This window comes from Marininema mesophilum (assembly GCF_900106775.1).
Lineage (GTDB): Bacteria > Bacillota > Bacilli > Thermoactinomycetales > DSM-45169 > Marininema > Marininema mesophilum.
This window is the reverse complement of record NZ_FNNQ01000003.1, coordinates 176,658-199,075: the sequence shown is the minus strand read 5'-3', so window position 1 is coordinate 199,075 and position 22,418 is coordinate 176,658. Positions and strand designations below refer to the sequence as shown.

General features: G+C 45.0%; 17 protein-coding genes. 2 read left to right on the top strand and 15 right to left on the bottom strand.

The window, feature by feature from the left end; translation table 11 throughout:
- Positions 1-101: 101 nt before the first annotated feature.
- From uvrA to BLV90_RS04380, 11 genes are all read right to left on the bottom strand, one after another.
- Positions 102-2,972 (bottom strand): excinuclease ABC subunit UvrA, encoded by a 2,871-nt coding sequence (gene uvrA, locus BLV90_RS04435; protein WP_091736795.1) that lies wholly within the window; start codon positions 2,970-2,972, stop codon positions 102-104.
- Positions 2,973-2,975: 3 nt separating this feature from the next.
- Entirely contained in the window at positions 2,976-4,961 is a 1,986-nt protein-coding gene (uvrB, locus tag BLV90_RS04430; protein ID WP_091736792.1) for an excinuclease ABC subunit UvrB, read from the bottom strand.
- A 341-nt stretch (positions 4,962-5,302) separates the two neighbouring features.
- Positions 5,303-6,439 carry a PDZ domain-containing protein gene (locus tag BLV90_RS04425; RefSeq protein ID WP_091736789.1) on the bottom strand — a complete coding sequence of 379 codons (1,137 nt, stop codon included), beginning with the start codon at positions 6,437-6,439 and terminating at the stop codon, positions 5,303-5,305.
- A gap of 89 nt (positions 6,440-6,528) precedes the next feature.
- On the bottom strand, positions 6,529-7,974 hold the full coding sequence (locus BLV90_RS04420; protein WP_091737049.1) for a S41 family peptidase: 1,446 nt from the start codon (positions 7,972-7,974) through the stop codon (positions 6,529-6,531).
- A gap of 412 nt (positions 7,975-8,386) precedes the next feature.
- Positions 8,387-9,490 carry a M23 family metallopeptidase gene (locus BLV90_RS04410; RefSeq protein WP_091736784.1) on the bottom strand — a complete coding sequence of 368 codons (1,104 nt, stop codon included), beginning with the start codon at positions 9,488-9,490 and terminating at the stop codon, positions 8,387-8,389.
- Positions 9,491-9,537: 47 nt separating this feature from the next.
- Positions 9,538-10,431 (bottom strand): permease-like cell division protein FtsX, encoded by an 894-nt coding sequence (ftsX, locus tag BLV90_RS04405; protein WP_091736782.1) that lies wholly within the window; start codon positions 10,429-10,431, stop codon positions 9,538-9,540.
- A complete protein-coding gene (ftsE, locus tag BLV90_RS04400) occupies positions 10,421-11,107 on the bottom strand; it encodes a cell division ATP-binding protein FtsE (RefSeq protein ID WP_091736780.1) in 687 nt (228 codons plus the stop codon). The genes ftsX and ftsE overlap by 11 nt, the downstream gene beginning before the upstream one ends.
- Positions 11,108-11,471: 364 nt before the next feature.
- On the bottom strand, positions 11,472-12,875 hold the full coding sequence (gene argH / locus BLV90_RS04395) for an argininosuccinate lyase (protein WP_091736778.1): 1,404 nt from the start codon (positions 12,873-12,875) through the stop codon (positions 11,472-11,474).
- Positions 12,826-14,091 (bottom strand): argininosuccinate synthase, encoded by a 1,266-nt coding sequence (locus BLV90_RS04390; RefSeq protein WP_091736776.1) that lies wholly within the window; start codon positions 14,089-14,091, stop codon positions 12,826-12,828. The genes argH and BLV90_RS04390 overlap by 50 nt, the downstream gene beginning before the upstream one ends.
- Positions 14,092-14,242: 151 nt before the next feature.
- Positions 14,243-14,701, bottom strand: a complete 459-nt coding sequence (locus BLV90_RS04385) for a hypothetical protein (RefSeq protein ID WP_091736773.1) — start codon at positions 14,699-14,701, stop codon at positions 14,243-14,245.
- A 353-nt stretch (positions 14,702-15,054) separates the two neighbouring features.
- A complete protein-coding gene (locus tag BLV90_RS04380; RefSeq protein WP_091736768.1) occupies positions 15,055-15,645 on the bottom strand; it encodes a YdeI/OmpD-associated family protein in 591 nt (196 codons plus the stop codon).
- A 399-nt stretch (positions 15,646-16,044) separates the two neighbouring features.
- On the opposite strand from BLV90_RS04380, the gene BLV90_RS04375 reads away from it, so the two are divergent.
- Entirely contained in the window at positions 16,045-16,563 is a 519-nt protein-coding gene (locus BLV90_RS04375) for an acyl-CoA thioesterase (RefSeq protein WP_091736765.1), read from the top strand.
- A 100-nt stretch (positions 16,564-16,663) separates the two neighbouring features.
- On the opposite strand, the gene BLV90_RS04370 is transcribed toward BLV90_RS04375, so the two are convergent.
- The 3 genes from BLV90_RS04370 to BLV90_RS04360 all read right to left on the bottom strand — a co-directional run bounded on the left by BLV90_RS04370 (position 16,664) and on the right by BLV90_RS04360 (position 19,855).
- Entirely contained in the window at positions 16,664-17,893 is a 1,230-nt protein-coding gene (locus tag BLV90_RS04370; RefSeq protein ID WP_425433857.1) for a glutathionylspermidine synthase family protein, read from the bottom strand.
- A gap of 6 nt (positions 17,894-17,899) precedes the next feature.
- A complete protein-coding gene (locus BLV90_RS04365; RefSeq protein ID WP_091736762.1) occupies positions 17,900-18,238 on the bottom strand; it encodes a hypothetical protein in 339 nt (112 codons plus the stop codon).
- Positions 18,239-18,610: 372 nt separating this feature from the next.
- Positions 18,611-19,855 carry a tetratricopeptide repeat protein gene (locus BLV90_RS04360; protein ID WP_091736760.1) on the bottom strand — a complete coding sequence of 415 codons (1,245 nt, stop codon included), beginning with the start codon at positions 19,853-19,855 and terminating at the stop codon, positions 18,611-18,613.
- Positions 19,856-20,147: 292 nt separating this feature from the next.
- Here BLV90_RS04360 and BLV90_RS04355 point away from each other — a divergent pair, with 292 nt between their 5' ends.
- Positions 20,148-21,362: an MFS transporter gene (locus tag BLV90_RS04355; protein ID WP_177167892.1), complete on the top strand. Its 1,215-nt coding sequence runs from the start codon at positions 20,148-20,150 to the stop codon at positions 21,360-21,362.
- 95 nt (positions 21,363-21,457) lie between these two features.
- Here BLV90_RS04355 and argF read toward each other — a convergent pair whose 3' ends face one another.
- On the bottom strand, positions 21,458-22,405 hold the full coding sequence (gene argF, locus BLV90_RS04350) for an ornithine carbamoyltransferase (protein ID WP_091737042.1): 948 nt from the start codon (positions 22,403-22,405) through the stop codon (positions 21,458-21,460).
- Positions 22,406-22,418: the final 13 nt, after the last annotated feature.

Genomic DNA, 22,418 nt, shown 5'->3' with positions numbered 1-22,418 from the left:
TAGACCACAGACCCCATATATATACTCTTTATATATCCCCTATTCCAGTGAAGATTAAACAACAAAAAGAGCAAATCCCAATAGAATTTGCTCTACAACAATCAACCTGACACCTGTGCAGATAATTCATCATAGTAGGTCTCCATCCGCTCTCGATCCCGCACCAATACGGGTTTTAAATATTGACCCGTATAAGAAGCTTCTATCTCGACTACTTCCTCAGGGGTACCGGCAGCGACAATCGTCCCTCCACCTGTTCCACCTTCAGGGCCTAAGTCGATAAGATAATCGGCAGTTTTAATCACATCCAAATTATGCTCGATTACCAATACCGAATCACCATTTTCTACTAAGCGCTGGAGAACTTTGAGGAGGCGGGAGATATCGTCTACATGAAGTCCTGTAGTGGGCTCATCCAGAACATACAAGGTACGACCATTGGATCGCTTATAAAGCTCTGATGCTAATTTTACTCGCTGTGCCTCCCCACCCGATAACGTAGTAGCAGGTTGACCCAGTTTAACGTAACCCAGACCCACATCATACAGAGTCTGTACCTTCCGTTGAATGCGCGGGATATTTTTAAAGAACTCACATGCTTCTTCTACACGCATATCCAATACATCGGAGATGTTTTTTCCTTTATACCTCACTTCAAGGGTGTCACGATTGTATCGTTTGCCTTTACATTCCTCACAAGGTACATAAACATCGGGTAAAAAGTGCATCTCGATCTTGATAATCCCGTCCCCACGACAAGCCTCACATCGCCCCCCCTTCACATTAAAAGAGAAACGTCCCTTTTTATAGCCACGTACCTTTGCTTCTTGGGTAGCAGCAAATACATCCCGTACATCATCAAAGAGACTGGTGTAGGTAGCAGGGTTGGACCGGGGCGTACGACCAATCGGTGACTGATCAATAGCGATCACTTTATCCAAATAGGACAAGCCTGTAATCTCTTGATGAACTCCTGGAACAGCCTTAGCCCGGTGCAATTCCCTACTTAAAGATTTCAGCAGGATCTCATTGATCAAGGTACTTTTCCCTGAGCCAGACACTCCTGTAACGCAGGTAAATACACCCAAGGGGATCTTGGCATTTACATTGCGTAGATTGTTCTCTTTTGCTCCTTTAATCTCTATCCAGTTGCCATTGGGCTCCCTTCTTTCAACGGGGAGAGGGATAAATTTTCTCCCTGATAGATACTCACCAGTCAGGGAATGCTCCAACTCCATCACTTCTTCTGGCGTACCGCTAGCTATAATTTCCCCGCCATGAGTACCTGCCCCAGGACCCACATCGATGATATAATTCGCCGCCATCATCGTATCTTCATCATGTTCAACAACGATTAGGGTGTTCCCTAGATCCCGCATCTGTTCCAGGGTTTGAATGAGACGAGAGTTATCCCGCTGATGAAGTCCGATGCTTGGTTCATCCAGGATATAGAGGACTCCCATCAATTTGGAACCAATCTGAGTTGCCAGACGAATGCGCTGGGCTTCCCCACCGGAGAGTGTACCTGCCGCCCGATTCAAAGTAAGGTAGTTAAGCCCTACATTGATCAAAAAGCCCAAACGGCCATTAATCTCTTTTAGAATCTGGCGACCAATCGTTAACTCCTTCTCTGTCAGCTCCAAGGAGTCAAAGAAATCCATCGCTTCTTGAATCGAAAGGGAAGTTACATATGCAATTGTTTTCCCACCGACCAATACAGAAAGCGTCTCTATCCGTAACCGTGCCCCTTTGCAGGTTGGACAAGCTTTTTTGCTCATATAGCCTTCGATCTGTTCTCGGACAGCATCGGATCCGGTCTCGCGAAAGCGACGTTCTAGGTTTTTAAGCACGCCTTCAAACCGGATGTTTACTTCCCTCACACCCATGTCCGAATCATAACGAAAGGGGATCCGCTCCCCTGTTCCCTTGAGGAGAATGTCCAATTGTTTTTTGGGTAGATCCTGAATCGGCACACCCATATCGATCTCATAGTAACGACAGGCAGATTCAAGTAACTGAGGGTAGTAGGTACTCGATCTTCCCTGCCAGGCCTCAATCGCCCCATCATTTAAACTTTTGCTCCAATTGGGGATGATGAGTTGTGGATCTACCTCCATTCGACTTCCCAATCCATCACAGGTAGGACAAGCACCGAAAGGGCTATTAAATGAGAACATTCGTGGCGAAAGTTCGTCCATCGAAAATCCACATTCAGGGCAAGCCAGATTTTGGCTGAAAAGCATCTCTTCCCCATCGATCACATCGACAATCACTTTTCCCGCTGCCAATTGGAGAGCTGTTTCCATGGAGTCGGTCAAACGTGTGTCGATTCCTTCCTTTACAACGATCCGATCGACGACCACTTCAATAGAATGTTTTTTATTCTTCTCCAGTTGAATCTCATCCGATAAATCCATCACTTCACCATCGATACGAACACGGACGAAACCTTGTTTCCTGATCTCCTCCAACAGTTTCACATGTTCCCCTTTTCGTCCGCTAACCATTGGAGCCAGCACTTGAATCCGGCTCCGTTCGGGGAGTTCCAATACGTGGTCTGTCATCTGTTGTACCGTCTGGGAACTAATTTCAATCCCATGTTCTGGACAGTAAGCACGACCGACTCGGGCATAGAGAAGACGGAGATAATCATAAATTTCCGTCACTGTCCCTACAGTAGACCGGGGATTTTTGCTTGTTGTCTTCTGATCAATGGAAATCGCCGGCGACAATCCATCGATGGAATCCACGTCCGGCTTATCCATCTGACCGAGAAATTGACGAGCATAGGCAGAAAGGGATTCTACATAACGCCGTTGCCCTTCGGCATAGATCGTATCAAAGGCAAGGGATGATTTGCCCGACCCGGAAAGGCCGGTTAAAACGACAAGTTGGTCACGAGGGATTGTAACATCCACATCCTTTAAGTTGTGAACACGCGCCCCGCGAATGACGATATTTTCCTGGGTCACTCTTTACGCTCCCTCCGCTTTCAGTTCAAGAATCATATCACGCAACTCCGCTGCTCGTTCAAAATTCAATTCCTTCGCCGCTGTTTTCATCTCTTTTTCCATCCGCAGGATCATCTGCTGACGATCCCTTTTGCTCATTTTAGCCGTATTAGGTACTACCTGATACGTAGCGCCATTCTCTGCAACCTTGGTCGCCTCAATGACCTCACGGACAGCCTTCCTTACGGTTTGAGGAGTAATATTGTGCTGTTTATTATGAGCAATCTGTTTCTCCCTACGGCGTTCGGTTTCATCAATCGCACGACGCATCGAGTCTGTAATTTTATCCGCATACATGACCACTTCTCCATTGGCATTACGGGCCGCTCGACCAATGGTCTGAATCAAGGAGCGTTCTGCCCGAAGAAAGCCCTCTTTGTCTGCATCCAAAATGGCAACAAGGGATACTTCCGGCAAATCGAGCCCTTCTCGCAACAGATTAATTCCTACTAAAACATCAAATTCACCTAAGCGTAAGCTACGAAGAATTTGCATCCGTTCAATCGTTTTAATATCCGAATGAAGATACCGCACCTTGATCCCGACTTCCTTTAAGTAGTCGGTTAAATCCTCAGCCATCTTTTTGGTCAACGTGGTTACTAGGACACGCTCATTCCGCGTTAAACGAGTTTGTATCTTCCCAATCAAATCATCGATCTGTCCTTTAATCGGTCGGACATGAATCTGTGGATCCAACAAACCTGTCGGCCGAATAATCTGTTCAACCATCTCTGGAGTGCGTTCCAGCTCATAGTTTCCTGGAGTTGCCGATACATAGATCACTTGATGCATTCGCTCTTCAAACTCATTAAATTGAAGAGGGCGATTATCCATCGCTGAAGGGAGTCGAAAGCCATGCTCTACTAGCATCTCTTTACGAGCCCGATCCCCTTTATACATCGCACCGATCTGTGGCACGGATACATGGGATTCATCGATCACAATCAGAAAGTCATCGGGAAAATAATGAAGAAGGGTATAGGGGGTGTCTCCTGCTTTTTTACCTACTAAGTGACGAGAATAGTTTTCAATACCCGAACAAAAACCTACCTCCCTCATCATCTCCATATCGTAGCGGGTCCGTTGTTCTAAGCGCTGGGCCTCTAGTAACTTATCTTGGGACTTTAGCTCGGCCAGCCGCTCATCTAACTCCGCCTCGATATCCTTCAATGCACGACGCATCACCGATTCACGGGTCACATAGTGGGAGGCAGGGAAAATGGCGATATGCTCCCGATCGCCAAGAATTTCCCCCGTCAATACATCAATCTCACGAATTCGTTCTATCTCGTCACCAAAAAACTCCACCCGTACCGCTTGTTCGGAGCGAGATACCGGGAAGATTTCTACGACATCTCCCTTTACCCGAAAAGTACCCCGTACAAAGTTCATATCGTTTCGTTCATATTGAATATCGACTAGATCCCGTAAGACCGTGTTCCGATCCCTCTCCATTCCGTTACGCAGAGAGACGACCTGTTCGCGGTACTCATCCGGTGAACCCAGGCCATAGATACAAGAAACACTCGCTACGATGATGACATCCTTCCGCTCTAAGAGTGAAGAGGTAGCGGAATGGCGTAATTTATCGATTTCATCATTGATTGAAGCATCTTTCTCGATATAGGTATCCGTTTGCGGTACATAAGCTTCCGGTTGATAGTAGTCATAGTAACTAACAAAATACTCAACGGCATGATCAGGAAAAAGCTCCTTCAACTCACCACAAAGTTGAGCTGCTAGGGTTTTATTGGGAGCCATGACGAGAGTAGGTCTTCCTTCCTTTGCAATTGTATGGGCGATGGTAAAGGTTTTACCGGTTCCAGTAGCCCCGAGCAATACTTGATGTTTCTTCCCCTGACGAAGACCCTCCGTCAATTGTTGAATCGCCCTTGGTTGGTCTCCCTGGGGTGTATATTCGGATACCATGCGAAAAATAGGCTCTGCCATGGTTTATCACCTCAGATCTCTCATTCTTCCCATTATAACACAAAGTAGATCCATTATAAGAACATTTGTTCCAGATAAAAAAGGCCGGTACAAAGACACCGGCATCCATTGTATACTTTTATCTTATACGAAGTTGGAACTACCCTCAAAAGCCTACTATATTACCCGATGTCAGTACGCTCCCCCATGGTCTATTTCAGGAGATTAGACTCGTCGCTTCTCGGACAATATCGATCATCGTTCCAATAGGAAGCTAACGATCAATTACACTAATCGAAACTTCTCTGAAGTCGATGGAGATTTACCAGAGGCACTTCCTTCGGTCGCTTGAGTTATTAGCGTCATGTTTTAGACGGCAAACTCCTGTAAATTACGGAATCCTTTGGGGCTTCAACAACCCCTAAGTGAACAGGATCTCCCTGATAGAGAGCACGTTGAGCTAATTTAACCTCTCCCTGCTCATCGATCATTTCGAGCCGACAGAAGGCAGCTGAACGGGCTAACGCCTCCTCCATCTCCTCTCGATTGGCAACTGCCTCTCCATTGACACGGAGAATGCTATATCCCGGATAGATCCCCATCATAGCAGCAGGGCTATTGGGCCAAACTGCTAAAACCTTGACCCCTGTCTCTCCCGAAGCATACAGAGGTGTTCTCCTTCGTTCCCGGTATCGTCCAAGCTGATACAACCCCTCATGACCCAAAAAACAGAAACAGGCAGCTACCCACATCAAGGATGGCCAGATCATCGCTCCAACACTAAGGATCAATAAATTCCCCGCATACAGCAAAATGAGAGAAGAGGAACGCCGCTTTTGTTGTTGCATGGGACGAGAGAGATTAAGCCGCGCGAAACCGATTACGAGAGGAAGTGGAAGCCATCCTCCAGGTGTGAAAATCACCAAAGGTAGCGCCCACACCTTTTGCAACAAGGCTCCTCCTACCCTGCGCCCATCCAATGAGGTTTCGAGAGTGGGTGTACTTCCCCGATGACCATCTAATCGAACAAGTGCCCACTCCAAAAAATGAAGCAAGCTGATCAGTAACATCCAATCGGGAGTATGAAATCCAGATAAGCCAGACCATACCCCATCCTCCTCCCGCCCCTGAATCTCCCAGAGTAGGGAGAATAACGTCAACAGGCCTACAGCATAGGCTGGACAAGCAAAACGTAGTCGAAAAAGGGACAACCCTAAAATTCCGCCCCATACCCAAAAAATCGAAGACGGTTTGATATCCACCATCCATGAAGATATCCCCATTGAAAAGAATATCCCAACACCAAATCCAAGAAAAAGTGAGTACAAAAAAAGGGTTGTGGGAGGATCTAATCGACTTCCAAAGCGTCGCTCCTCTCTAATCCCCTTCCATGCATACTGCCAAGCCACCAATAGTATAGCCACTAACCAGAGCGGATGTACCCAAGTTGCCTTCCATGCATCCCAAGGTGTCTCCCAAAGGAGAAAAAGATTCTCCACTAACCACCCTCCTAATTACACGCAAGAAAAGAACATCCCACAACAAGTGTTGTGGGATGAGATTCGCTAATCGAAGGGGAATCCCTTCATCATTTTATTTTTTTCTTCAATGTCTCCAACCCTACACGCAATTGCAAATCTGCATCTGGCTTGCGAAGCATCTTAATAAAGGCTTCCTGCAACTTCGTTCCAGTCTTCTTATCCACTTTACCCGTTACAGGCAAGTTATGGGTCTTCTGGAAGGCCTTCACCGCTGTCTCGGTTTGTGAACTGAAGTAACCATCCTTCCGATCCGCCCGATAACCTAGCCCTTCCAACACAAGTTGGAGGTTTTTCACCTCAGTAGAGTTTTGGTCCCTCTTCAACGTTTTATCTGAATTGATAATGGTTGCTTTAAAGTACGCAGGCAACTTGGCTTTCACATCCGGTTTGATCCCCTTTTTGTGAATCCATTTTCCGTCCGGGGTAAGCCACTTGGCCATAGTCAGTTTCATATTGCTTCCATCTGTGAAGTTATGCGTAGTCTGTACAGTGCCCTTTCCAAAGCTGGTTACCCCAACTGATGGATAACCGGCCGCCTTCATTGCCCCGATCAAAATCTCCGACGCACTTGCAGAACCCTTATCTGTCAAAACGACAATGGGGTACTTTTTCTTCTTACCATCTTTAGCAACATATTTCGTCCGATTCCCTGCTTTATCTTCAGTCATCATAACCCCTTTACCTTTAGGGAGAAGATCCTCTGAAATTTCCAAGACGGATGGTAAGAGGCCACCTGGATTGCCACGCACATCGATAACTAAACCTTTCATTCCTTTTTTCTCGAGGGATTTCAATTGGTCCTCAAATTCGTCCGGGGTTTTTTCTGAGAACTGAGAGATATCGATTCTGCCTACCTTATCATCCAACATTTTAGATTGAACGGTCTCAATCGGGATATCATCCCGAACGACAGTCACTTTGAGCGTACGACTTTCACCGGGTCGATTAATTTCCAAATGCGCTTTGGAGCCCTTTGGCCCTTTAATTTTAGAGACGGCTTCATTTAAATCTAGCCCTTCTAGACTAGTACCGTTTACTTTAATAATCTGATCCTCCGGTTGAAGACCTGCTTTTTCTGCAGGGGAGTTCTTAAAGGGAGAAACAATGGTTACTCGTCCTCTTTTCATAGATACTTCAGCACCTATGCCCTGAAAGGATGATTTTAGAGAGGACAAAAACTGATTCGCGGTTTTCTTATCCATGTAAGAAGAATAAGGATCTTTGATCGACTGTACCATCCCACGGATAGCACCATCGACAAGTTTCTGATCATCCACGTTATGGATGTATTGGGATTTAAGCAGCCCATATGCTTGCTTTAATTTACCTAGGTTTTCATCGAGGCCCTTTGTATTCGCATTGGATACAGCTGAATTGGAGCCTGTAACTTGGGAAAGCAAATCACTTCCACCTACAACTGCAGCTGTAGTCAGGCTGGAAAGTAACACGGCAAACACGATCAATAGTGCGACAGTACGTCCTCGCAAGTACATCCCAACACCACCTTTATCATTTAAGGGAAGTTCCTGCCAGGTAAGGACGCCCTCCCAAATGGATAAAGGACACACCTCTAAAATTTACCGACAGGGTTGTTTACATCCTATGACTAGCAAGAAGAACTTAGTATTCAGATACAATCTAGCTTGAACCTCCCCTACCTACGCTAACCTAAGAGGTGGGGGATTCTTGGGAACTCCCGTCTCTTTCTTGTATTAAATTATATACGGGGATGGCCAGACTTGCGAGGAGAAAATCTCCCCCTCGTCTGTCGCGCCGATTCATCCCCCACTTGTAGAAGATAGGAGAATTCTCGGCGCAATGAAGATAAAAAAACGGATCCATCAAAGGGAAACCGACAACGATCCACGGCCTGTCTCCCTTCAATACTCTCCGTTTTAGCTTCATTTATTTCAAATAGGGCATTGGGTTAGTCACCTGTCCATTCTTTAACACTTCAAAATGCAAATGAGCCCCCGTAGACCAACCGTTGTTGCCGATTCCTGCGATTCGTTCCCCTCTGCGAACGGTATCTCCCTGCTTTACTTTCACATTCTGTGGATACATATGAGCGTATAGAGTAGAGATCCCACCTCCATGGTCAATGACCACAATATATCCATAACCATTGGCTGGGCGAGAAGCAATCACCTTACCGTCAGCTGGAGCGTGTATCGGTGTATTGATTGTCCCTGAGAAATCCACTCCACTATGTAGTTTATTCCGTTTCAATATAGGGTGGTAACGCATGCCATAAGGGGAAGTAATTTTACCATTGACCGGATAAGAGAACCGACCACCGGTGTATTTCCCACCCCCATCGTTCTGCCGAATCAAGTCGCGAATCGTCTGCTTTTCCTTCTCATTAACCTCTTCTAGGTTTTCCTTCTTGTCCCCTAGTTTTTTCAGATCCTTCTCCATTTTTGCATAATCCGCTGTTAATTTTTTATACAGCTGATTGGAGTCAGAGGCTTTCTGTTTCTGCTTTACCAGAAGACTTTTCATCTTCGTTTGAGACTGGGCCAACTCTTTCTGATCCTTTTCAAAGGTATCGAGAAGATGACGGTCTTGTTTTGTAATCTGGCGAACCAGAGCTATTCGATCCAGGAGTTCCCCCAACGACTTTGCTTCAGACAAGGCTTTTAGATAAAACATATTTCCCTGTTTATAAATCACGCGAACTCGATCATTAAACTGATTCTGCTGCCCTTTGATCTGCTCTTTTTTCTTCTTGATTTTCCGCTTGCTCGCTGCTAACTGTTGCTCAGTGCTATAAACAGATTGATTTACTTTTTGGAGTTCCTTTTTCTGTTTCTTCCACTTAGCTAACGCCTTCTGTACATCGACCTTTGTCTGCTTTTTTTCCTTCTCTAGCCGTTGAATCTCTTTATCTCGCTTTTTTATCTTCTCTTTTTTATCTTTGATATTATCTGCGAAGGAGACTCCTGGGGTGAAAAGAAGGGTTACGGCTAAGATAAAACTACTCAGGCCTGCTATCCACCGTTTTGTCACGTCTTCTCCTCCTACTCTCTGTTCACTTAACCTTGACCCTTTTGACCCTAAACTCTTAGGAAGCGACGCACGGAAATCATACTACCCCAGACTCCGATCATAATCCCAAGGATGGTGGTCATCCCTGCAACATACAAGGAGAGCGGCCACATTGGCAATAGTTTGAAGATGCCTTGCCCTCCATTAGCATCTAAGATACCGATGACAGCATTATAGGATACAAGGGTAACAGTCATCGGAACAATCGCTCCCAGGATGCCAATAATGCTTCCTTCGATAAAGAAAGGCCAGCGGATAAACCAGTTACTTGCCCCTACTAACCGCATGACCTCAATCTCTCGACGCCGGGCAAATATCGTTAATTTAATCGTATTAGAAATGAGGAACGCTGCAAGAATAGCCAACCCTAAGCCAAAAACGAATACGGCATCTCTAATCCAGGCTGACAAGTCTAGGATGTTATTGGTAACCCCTTCACCATAATCCTTGTCAGCAATTTGTGAGTACTGATCCATAGAATCCGCCAGCTGTTTGGTCTTTTGAGGGTTCTTCGCCTTGATTACCAAGGTATCTGGGAGAGGATTTCCCCTTTCTAATCCCTTTAAAATACGATCATCGTCACCCCACTGCTTCTTCATTTGACGCAAACCATCTTCTTTTGATTGAAACTTTACGCTCTTGACAGCAGGATCTTTTTTTAACTGACCAATTACCTGATCGATATCATCCGAGGTCACATTCGGTTGTAAAAATGCCCGAACATTGACCTGTTTGTCTAACTCTGACGCCATAAAACTGATGTTAAAAGCAAAAACGAGGAAGAAACCAAAGATTAATAGCGTTACACCCACTGCACTAACCGCTGCAAATGTCATCCATGTATTCCGCGTTAAACTGCGAAAGGCTTCGCGGCAATGTCGAAATAGTGTCTCAATCTTCATAACCGTATTCCCCCTGCTGCTCGTCGCGGACGATAACACCCTGTTCCACTGCGATTACTCGCTTGCGCATGGTGTTAACAATCTCTTTGTTGTGCGTAGCCATCACAACGGTGGTTCCACGAGTATTGATCTCCTCTAGCAAATACATAATATCCCAAGAATTTTCGGGATCTAAGTTCCCTGTTGGCTCATCGGCAATTAGAAAGCTTGGGTTATTGACCATTGCACGGGCAATCGAAACCCGCTGTTGTTCTCCCCCTGAAAGTTGAGAGGGAAGAGCATTCATCCGATCATAAAGGCCTACTAATTCCAAAATCTCCTGCACCCGTCGCCGGATCTTCCGCCGTGGAGTCTCCACCGCTTCCATCGCAAAGGCAACATTTTCATAGGCCGTCATGTTAGGGAGCAATTTATAATCCTGGAAAACTACCCCGATGTTGCGACGCAGGTAGGGAATCTTCCAGTCACGAACCCGTTTAATGTTTACACCGTTGATGAGAATAACACCGTGGGTAGGCTTTTCCTGTCGATACATCAACTTGATAAACGTACTTTTACCCGCACCACTTGGACCTACAACATAAACAAATTCACTCTGATCAATCTTTACATTGACTCCATTGAGAGCCTTTACTCCATTACCATATACCTTGTATACATCATGCATCTCAATCATGCGATCACCTTCATCTGCCTGGGGTATGTACCCTCGGATTTTCGAATGGGTTATTTATGATGGAGAGTATCGAATCTTCTGGAAAAAATTCCAAAACTCAAGAGGGCCTTCTACTCTATTATATCATCCTTCCGGTTTTTTCCCAGAGGAAACTTGGACTTTTGTTACTAGATCTTCTTGAACCATGGTTTAAAGACCGAATCTAGTGTTTCTCACTTACTTAACGGATTTGTTCAGAATATGTTTCGATTTAATTTCCGGGTTTAATGGATAATTATTCCTATTGATACGACAAAAAAAGATATCAGAAGAACCTCTAGTAGAGCCTCCTCTGATATCTTCCTAAATTTCTTCCCATCAAGGCTCAGGTCTGAGCGTATCCAATCCATGCAAAAGCCTCGTCGATTTCTTCTTTTTTCTTCTGGATCACTTCTACTACCCGCTCTCTAGCTGTACCACAGCCAGCTGAGCGGGCGTCAGTCACCACTTCAAGGGACAGACGGTGAAAAATATCCTCTTCTATCGCAGGGTGTGCCGCTTGATATTCTGCCAGCGTTAGATCCAGAAGGGACTGATTCGCCTCTAAACAATGGAGTACCAATTTCCCAACGACAGCATGAGCTTCTCGAAAAGGAACTCCTTTTGTAACGAGGTACTCAGCCAAATCCGTCGCATTGGTGAAGCCCCCTTCTGCATTTTCCCTCATCCGCTCTTCCTTCACCTTCAATCCTTCAACCATCGGAGCAGTAAGGGCAAGGGCACCTGCAAGGGTATCCACCGTGTCGAAGATCCCCTCTTTATCCTCCTGCATGTCCTTATTGTAAGTAAGGGGTAGCGCTTTTAGTGTAGTCAAAAGGGAAACTCCATGTCCGATAACCCGTCCTACTTTACCACGAATCAATTCAGGGACGTCCGGATTCTTCTTTTGTGGCATCATACTCGAACCTGTGCAGAAGGCATCGTCCAATTCGACATAGCCGAACTCTTCACTCGACCAAAGAATCAGTTCCTCCGAAAGGCGAGACAAGTGAACCATGATCAAGGAAGCACAGGAGAGGAATTCCACAAGGTAATCGCGGTCGCTTACCGCATCCATACTATTCTCATAGAGTCGAGAGAAACCAAGCTCATCCGCTACCAACTCCCGCTGGATTGGGAACGTACTACCTGCAATCGCTCCTGCTCCTAGAGGCATGGTATCCACTCGCTTATAGCTGTCCTGCAGTCGCTCTACATCTCGGCCAAACATCTCTACATAGGCAAGCAAATGATGACCAAAACGGACCGGTTGGGCGCGTTGAAGGTGCGTGTACCCTGGCAAAATCGTATCCACATGGGCCTCTGCTTTTGCGACCAATGCCCGTCGAAGCTCGGTTAATCCCTGGATGAGTTCTACCGTACTTCTCCGTACAAATAGATGCATATCCAGGGCCACCTGATCATTGCGGCTCCGTCCAGTGTGTAATTTTCCACCTACTGGTCCCACTTCATCAATCAAGAGTTTCTCGATATTCATATGAATATCTTCATGGGCGATGGAAAACTCCACTTCCTTAGCAAGCACTCGTTTTTGAATCTGCTCAAGGCCCTTCGTAATCGTATCCACTTCACTAGCAGTTAAGATCCCACTCGCACCTAACATGCGTACATGGGCTAAGCTACCGCGAATATCTTCCTCAACGAGCCGCTGATCAAACGGAATCGATGCGGTATATTCCTCAACGAGCTGATTGGTTGGCTTGGTAAAGCGCCCGCCCCAGAGTTTCATCGAATTTCACATCCTCCTTCTGGGCATTCACCTTGGCATTCACTTCTGTCGGTAGACCCCACAGTTGAATAAATCCAACAGCAGCATCATGGTTAAAGGTATCATCTGGTGTATACGTCGCTAACCCTTCGTTATAAAGGGAGTGGACAGATTTACGTCCTGTAACCACCGCTTGCCCTTTAAATAAGGTCACACGCACAATCCCTGTGACATTTTGTTGTGTCTCGGTTACAAAAGCATCTAATGCCGTCTTTAATGGTGAGAACCAGAGTCCATCGTATACCATTTGCGCCCATTTCTGCTCGACATTCGACTTAAATTGAGTCACCTCACGTGTATGGGTAAGAAACTCCAATTCCTTATGTGCAGTAATTAACGTAATCGCAGCCGGACATTCATAGACTTCCCGGGATTTAATCCCCACAAGCCGATTTTCTACATGGTCGATGCGACCAATGCCATGTTTTCCTGCTTGTGCATTCAATTGAGACAAAATCTGATGGAAGGGAAGTGGCTCCCCATCCAAGGCAACAGGTACCCCTTTATCAAAGGTGATCTCCACTTCCTCCGCTTCATCGGGGGCTTCGGAAACAGGCACCGTCCATTCATAGGCTCCCTCTGGAGGAGCTGCCCATGGATTCTCCAGTACACCACATTCGCAAGACCGTCCATATAAGTTTTGATCAATGCTATAGGGATTCTCCAGATCCACAGGTACTGGGATACCATGATTTTTTGCATAGATGATTTCCTCGTCTCGACTCATGGCCCACTCACGTACAGGAGCCACCACTTTCAAATCGGGATTGAGCGCTTTAACTGCAACTTCAAAGCGTACTTGATCATTTCCTTTTCCTGTACAGCCATGAGCAACAGCTACAGCTCCCTCCTCCTCCGCTACCTTCACCAATATTTGAGAGATCAATGGCCGGGATAGAGCCGAAACCAGAGGATACTTTCCTTCATATAACGCATTTGCCTTTAGTGCAGGAAGTAGAAAATTCTCGGAAAACCACTCTCGAGTATCCACGACAAGGGATTTCACCGCTCCTACTTGAATGGCTTTTTTCTGGATAAAGTCTAAATCTTTTCCTTCGCCCACATCCAACGCAACAGCGACTACATCATAGTGATAATTCTCCTTCAACCATTGAATCGCAACGGATGTATCTAACCCACCTGAGTAGGCGAGGACGATCTTTCCTTTCTTCGTCATTCCCGAACACCTCTTTATAAAAATTCATCGATGCGTATTATTATACATATCGCCGTATAAAAAGTCTACCCATAATCGGGGAAAATCGCGCAGAAAGTTCACCCAATCATTATGGAGTAACTCTATAGAAAAAAGGGCCATCAGGGCCCCTTCATTTACGCCGAAACCTTCTTTTTTCCGCCAACGACTTTAACCGTTTCAAACGTGTATACAGTAGATATCGAACCTGCAACGAACTTAAATAAGCACGCAGCTTACTCGATCCTTCTGGTACTCCAATCTCACAATCACACTGTAATAGAACGACACCTTTCCGCAAGGATAAATCAAAAAAGAGGTCCACGACCACATGGGGAAGGTGAAGGCGAATACCGAAAAGTTCTGGTTTACGATAGGCTACAACTTCACCATGGAGGATTTTACTCACCTTACGAGTGCGAAACCCTATGGATAGCAGGGAACCTTTGCAAATTTCTTCTTCATTAGTGGGCGATTCGATTTCAATTTTCTCAAGTGCGCCAAACCATTTTTTCATTTGCTCTACCGATTCAAGGTGGTTAAAAAGCTGTTCTTTTGTCGTTTTGATCTTCATTTCCTTGGTGATGGGCATCTTTCGTTTCTCCCCATTTATACAAAGTTCCCTCATTATAAACGCTATGATTCATCTTACCTTGCAGTTAGGACAGGGTAAATACCCAATCTTCCTCAAACATCCGTCACATGTGTAGCCAATCCGATCCAGGAAAAATTGGATGACATGAAATGGGCTTTGCGTAAACAACAAAACCAGCAAACACACGACAATGTGCGATTTGCTGGTTAATGATTTTATTTTATCCTTTTTTTATCAATCACTTTCCCTTTACTATTGAATGTTTTTCTTCAATACTTTTCACTTGGCCTGTCTTAGCATCAATTCTTCTCGTTTGTGATATTACCTATTTAACACTTTGGAAGTATCTTCTAATCATTTAATCCCTTTCCATCGAGAATTTTTTGCTTATATTTTTCAATTCTTGACACCCGAGTTTTGGATTGTTTGGGACTTGAAAAATAAAGAATATATGCTCTTTGCCGTCCCGGCGTCAATGCATCAAAAGCAGTTTTCAAGGCAGGGATTTCGTCTAATTTATTTTGAAATTCTTCAGGAATTGGTTCTGGATTCTTTTTAAAATTCACTTTCAAACCGGCTTTTTCCACTTCAATGGCTTCATAAATGTATGCTTTCAAGACTGGTTCAATCTCAACTATTTCCTGAACATTGGTGAACCGAACCAGACGTGCCGCCTGCGTATTCTCCCCAGCCTTTTCTAGAATACGGTGGGCATCCTTTAACAAGGCACCTTTGAAAAAACTAATCGTACAGTAATCATTAAAAGCACCTATTATAACAATATTACTTTTCTGATATGTGTAACAAGGAGCACCCCATTTCAATTCTTCTGTCAGCCCACAGTCAAGAACGATCATTCTCAATTTCTCTAATTCTTCCGGCCATTTGTAGACTTTAGTTAAATATATATCAACCTTAGGATTCATTTTACTATTTGTCATCAAGAAACACCCCTCTTTAATTTTCGATCAGCTGACGGGTTGATTCTATTATTATTGTAAATGGAATAGTTTTACTCATCAAGTAACATGGAAGGCTTTTATCATATCAATTATTGGAAATTAATATATCGAAGGGAAAAATCGAAGAATACGGCTACTCCTTCAATCTCGCTGTAGTTATCCGAGCCTCTGCGACACGATCCCGAAAATGGTACGTCAGTGTAGGTGATCCATTCAGTCAAAGTATAGAATACCCTCTTATCAACAAAGCAGATAAACGATATGCTAACAGAGGAAAGTAAACTCTTGCATCCTACGAACCCACTGCATAGTAAGCCTTAGAAAAGGGTACATTGGGGGAGAGAATGCATGACCTACGGAACTTTAGGAGGAAGCCTTATGGAATCTTTACCTGCAAGCATTTCCCGTACCATTAAAACCTCCCATGTCCTTCCACCGGACACCAACAATCATGGCACGATGTTCGGGGGAAAATTAACCGCTTATATCGACGAAGTAGCCGCTATCTGCGCAGCCCGTCACTCCCGCAAGTCTGTGGTAACCGCCTCCATGGACTCTATCGATTTTTTAAACCCCATTAAAATGGGAGATGCAGTCACTATTGAAGGTGTCGTCACATGGTGTGGAAACACGTCAATGGAGGTCTTTGTCAAAGTAACTTCTGAGCATTTAGCTACAGGAGCGCGAAATTTGACCACCACATCCTTTCTCACCTTTGTCGCCTTAGATGAAAACGGTAAGCCCACCCCTATTCCCCAGGTTGTTCCCGAAACAGAAGAGGAAAAATTCCTTCATACTACAGCACCCGAGCGCCGGGATGCCCGTAGAGAACGTAAGCAGCGCCTTGCTGCCCTCACTCGTGCCAATCAGTACCTTCCTGAGGGTCAGAAATTATAGTTATTAGTGAGAGTAGATCACCACAACAAAACATCCCCTCTATTCGGACAACGAGCGTAAATCCATGCGTCCATTAGAGGGGGTGTTGTTTTGATATATACTACGCTAAATAAGTCGGTTGATAATATGCTAGATTACCAGTGATCGGTCCATCTAAACGGGTAAGGATGGCAGAAGCTTTTCCGCCAATGAGAAAGGATCCCCATAATCGCTGACCATGAAAGGTCCCAGCTAAGGTCTCCGCTTCCACTTCCTCCATCGTCACTCGCTCCTGCCACACCATCGGTTGATCCCAGTAGTACTTCTCACCATCCCGATAATTAACCGTCCCTTCTGTATCACAAAGAAGGATTCCTCCCCCTTCACGACCAAAGATCGGCTTAACCACATGAGGAGTATGGCCTTGGAAAGTGTTCTCCAGATAAGTGGGCAACATATATCGTCCCACAGTCTGTCTCTCTTCCTCAGTTAAGAACATCTCTTCTTCATATAAGTTCCAAATCAGTGCTTGTAGTGCTTTCGTTTGGGCCATGAAGGCAGAGGGAGGATTGATCAGTGATAGACCCCCATCGGCAATAATATCAAGAACATGCTTTCCTGTGGGATAACCATCTGTATCTTTCTCTTTTGCCAACACTTCTAAGGCATGAAGACGATACCATACATCGATCCTTCGACCATCCGAAGTAGACAATCGGTCCCCTGACACCCGAAGCTCGTTCAGAGGAATAAAGTACGCGGGTAACCCTGACTGTTTCATCAAGTAACGGGTCGTGCCTGCATCTTCCTCATGCCAAGCAAGGGAACTAAATACGATCTCATCAGTTGGCTTTCCCTGCTTACGAAGCCATTGCACATGGTCTGCAAAAGCCTTTTGAAGCTTCGGTTCCTCTCCTTCATTCGGGGAAGGTAGATTCCATGCAGTACATACGCGTTGATTCACATAAAATGCTTCAACAATACCAGTAGGAGTATCGCTGTTAAACTCCAACATTTTGAGTCCAGCTTCCGTAAGAGCAAAATCAAATCTCCCTACTAAAGTGAGCGGGGCACCGTTCATCCCCATTCTAACAGCTTCCCAGGTAGTCTTAGGAAGGCCCAATTCCTGTAGAAGTTGCTTCTCACCTTGTTGGACAATTGCCGTCACTCGTGTATAAACTCTTCCTAAGGCTTCAGTGGCTTCCGCCATCTCGCGCCGTAGTTCTAATGAGATGGGAGCAGGTATTGCTAAAGCATACTCCACACCGTTATACATATCCCAGGTAAAGATCCCTTCTTGCCGCATCGGCTTGTAGATTTCCTGTCTACGTGCTTCATAGGAAGGAGACAAGGAGACTCACCCCCCGCTGCTATGCCTTGATGAACTCCCCACTCCACCTTTAGAACCTGAGGAAATCCCTGAGATTTTTTTGAATACTTTTTTGCCATTCTTATAAAAAGCTGAGCCCCCTACTCGACCATCCCCATTGTCACAATACCCATCCTCGTCCTTATCCACACAGGTTTCCTTATCACAATAGTTGTCCTTATCTTTATCAGTACACCTTGCTTCATCATCGGAACACCCTGTAGACACCACCAATATCGCTGCTGCGAAAAGGCTGGCTAGACGTTTGGAACGTCCCGTGTCCTTTTCTTCAGGATCTACTTCAAGAACGCTATTTTTTTCTTCCATATGTTTTCCTACCTTTCTATTTCTGAGGACACCTGCACATAAACCTTTTCGTCTATTACAAACCACTCACATACATGTCGCGAAGAATCCTCTTCCTTATCTACCTCATCATATGTGTAGAGAAGCGGAAACAACCCTCCACCTTACATGCTACATCCCCTCGCCCTGACATCTTCAAGATTCTTAATCAAACCATCATAAAGTAGCCTACTCACGTTACTCCCATACAAGTAATAAGGTTAAAATAGAAATTATTTCTAAATAATATCATACCAAACATGATCCATCGGTCAAGTCAACCTTTTACTAATTCTTACGATCACCAACTCAAAAAACCCCTAACCTTAGGGGTCTTTTGAAAACTTTCAGAGGTCACACTGCAATGTGTTGCTTATGATCTTCTTTCAAAATTCCTTCCTCTTCCCATCTCGTGAGATGGGATTTAAAAGTATCTTCACGATGATGGCCAATTTTTTTGGCCAGGTTGTATCCATTGATCCCTGCGGAAATATTGGAAGCATCGATCTCTAAGGTACGAATGAATTCACCAATCGCCTCTTCCTCCCGGTTCAACTCTCCAAGACAATACCCCATCATGAAATGAGTAAAGGTAATACGCGGTAACCCAACCTCTGCGGATTTGCGGAACATAGAAAGAGCCTCTTCTATCTTATTCAGTTTCATATAGACTTCTGCCATCTCATGGTAGGAGATACTCCAATGAGGATCCGTCTGGATCAGATCAAAACCTGCCCGTTCTGCCTGTTCATAGTCCTTGGAAAGATATAAGTGCTCCTTTAATTCCGATTCAAAACACGTCTTCATCGCATCCAGTTTTCTGCACTCTTCTAATCGATTGGTAGGTTTGGCTATGTTTGCAAAGTGGAGAGCATGTTCCATCTCTTCTCTTGTTTCTTTTACCAATTGTTTCGCTGCCGGCACCATCGCATAAGCACGATAAAAGGATGAGAGCCCTAATTGTTCTGATAGACCTTCCTTCTCTTTTAGTCTCTTGCAAGTATCTAGACCTTGATCAACATACCAATTAAATAATTCCTCACCTAATGCCCTTTGCTTCATTTCCCACACGATGGCCTGGGTGGAAACCTTGAGTCGAATCAAATCAGGGAGGCTATTCTCCTCAAGTAGCACCTTCATCGCCATAAAATCAGATTGAAATGGCTGACTCAGCCGATTTTTTATTAAGAACTGAATGAAGTAAAGGTAGATTTTATCCTCATGACGTAGTTGATTTGGATGAAGGGAGGAGAGTATATGCATTGCTAATTCAAAACGGGACAATGAGACGAGACAGTACACCAGATTTAACTTTTCCACAGGTGATGCATCGGATCTTTGGGTGATGCGATCTTGGATACTCTTCATTGGCCCTTCCGATTCATACCCTAGGTTGGTTAAGTGATGGTTGGAGATACGAGTCACATGGGACACTTCGTGTAAAACAGAGGGTTCTAATAGCTGGCCTAAGTGATAAGGCACTCGATTAAAATCCTGGGACTCCAAGGACCTACACACACTTTTCGTCCAGATGTTCGACTGTTGATCTACTTCTCTGACATGCAGGATCGCGGAAAGAAAAGCGTTATCGTGAACCATTTTATACAACTCCTCCATTAATAGATTGCAAGTATCTATGTACATCTATTAAGGCACACACTATTCATTTTCTATATAAACATCGTCCTGGTGCTTGTACATAATTGAATAATGAATCCCCCTTGGGGGATTCATTGGAAGATTATGCAGGGAAAGCGGCAGTCAAAATCACCATTTTATCACTGGAAAACTTGATCATTTTTATCACCTCCTAACATTTTAACTTATGATATATTATACTAGATAGGAAATATTTTGCAAGTTTGAATATTAAGAAAAGGGGATGGCTTTTTTGAGAAAATCAGAAACTAGCACTCTTCTTTGGACAAAGGAATTTATTCTTCTGGCATTGAGTAATTTTTTTATGTTTGCTAGCTTTTATATGCTATTGCCCACTTTGCCTATATTCGTAGTGAAAGTATTGCAGGGTAGTGTAGATCAAGTAGGGCTAATCATTGGTTTTTTTTCTACCGCACAAATTTTTTCTCGTCCGCTAGCAGGTAGGTGGCTAGATTCTGTGGGGAGAAAGAAGATCTTCTTATGGAGTCGATTATTATTTCTACTCGTGATGATTTGCTATCTAGGAATGACAGGGTTGTTCCTCTTCTTTGCCCTTCGCTTCCTCCATGGATTCAGTTTTGGCATGGCAACGACTGCGTCTGGCACAATGGTAGCGGATATCATTCCGGATAAACGTCGAGCGGAGGGATTGGGGTATTATAGCGGATTCGCAAGCTTAGCCATGATCCTAGGGCCTACTTTGGGCCTATGGACGATGCAATTGGCCAATTTTTCAACCATGTTTATCCTATGCTCTATCTTAGCTGGCCTCAGTGTCTTGCTCGGATCTCTTATCCACTATCCTGAACCGACAGTACAGAATACCCCATCCAAACCATTTTCTTGGCAGAGGTTCATTGAACCGAAAGCCATCCCTATTTCAATTATTTCATTGTTGTTATTCTCCTTGTATGGAGGAATCGTCTCCTTCATCTCTCTATATGCCCAGGAACTAGGGATGGCCACTCTAGCAGGCTACTTCTTTTCTGTCTACTCCCTATCCCTCCTTGTCTCTCGACCGATCACCGGGAAGATCTCAGATAGGTATGGCGCCAACTATGTTATCTATCCAGGGTTTATCATTTGTATCTCCGGGGTCCTCTTACTTAGTCAAGCCAACTCTATGGTTTTATTCCTGTTCGCTGGATTATGGATCGGCCTTGGGTTTGGTGCCATCCAGCCAAGCTTGCACGCCATGGTCATCCAATCCATCCCTACAGAACGACGGGGAGCAGCAACCGCTACCTACTTTATATCAGCGGATATCGGAATCGCCGCAGGTGCGTTTGTACTTGGTTATATCGCCCATGCAATTGGATATCGAGGGATGTTTTTATCTACCTCACTTTTTGTTGTTCTTGGCCTTTTGTGGTATTGGGTTTATACGCTAAATGGATCGAAAAAGGTGCGCGACAAGGTTGAAACGCCAGAGAAAGCCTCTGTATAGGGTTTTAGCACAGTGACATGACAAAGAGCCTTCATGAAGAAGGCTCTCTCATCCAATTATGCGAGCAATCTTCTTAAATCCAGGAGATTGCTTATTTATTGATCACCCAACAGCATCGCGAGCAATGCTTTTTGGGCATGCAATCGATTTTCTGCCTGTTGAAATACTGCAGAACGAGGACCATCAATCACATCTGCAGTCACCTCTAGCCCACGGTAAGCGGGTAAACAATGAAGAAAGGTAACGTCGTCCTTTGCATGCTTCAGGAGATCCTCATTCACCTGATAACCTGCAAATACCTCTTTCCGCTTCTCTTTTTCCTCTTCTTGCCCCATGCTCGCCCATACATCAGTATAAATGGCATCCGCATCAGCAACAGCCTCTAACGGATCATGGGTGCAGGTAATCGTTGCCCCAGTCTGCTTAGCAATTTTTTTCGCTTCTGCCACGATGGAACCATCGGGTTCATAACCAGGAGGGGTTACGGCAACGATGTGTAACCCTGTCAAGGCAGCCGCCTCAGCAAGGGAGTGAAAAACATTGTTCCCATCCCCCACATAGACAAGCTTTCTCCCCTTCAGGTTACCTTTGATCTCCTTTAGAGTCAGTAAATCAGCAAGGGCCTGACAAGGATGATGAAGATCTGTCAATCCATTGATGACTGGAATCGTCGCATGGCCTGCCAATTCTTCGACATCGGTATGACGATGGGTTCTAATGAGGATCCCATCAACAAAACCAGAGAACACCTTTGCCGTATCGGCAATCGATTCGCCTCTACCTAGCTGGAGGTTATCACGATCAAGGGCAAGGGGATGGCCACCCAACTGTGCCATTCCCGCTTCAAAGGAAACCCGTGTCCGTGTAGAAGGTTTTTCAAAGATCATGGCCAAGGTTTTACCAAGAAGAGGGCGCCAAGCTTCTCCTCTTTTTTGTTTTTCCTTCCCTTCAAGGGCAAGGGCGAGCAGAGCTTCTATACTTTCCACTGTATAGTCCGATAGTTTTAAACAATCCTGCCCAGCGAGAGAAACGGGTTCTGCCATCCAGGCGTGTGAG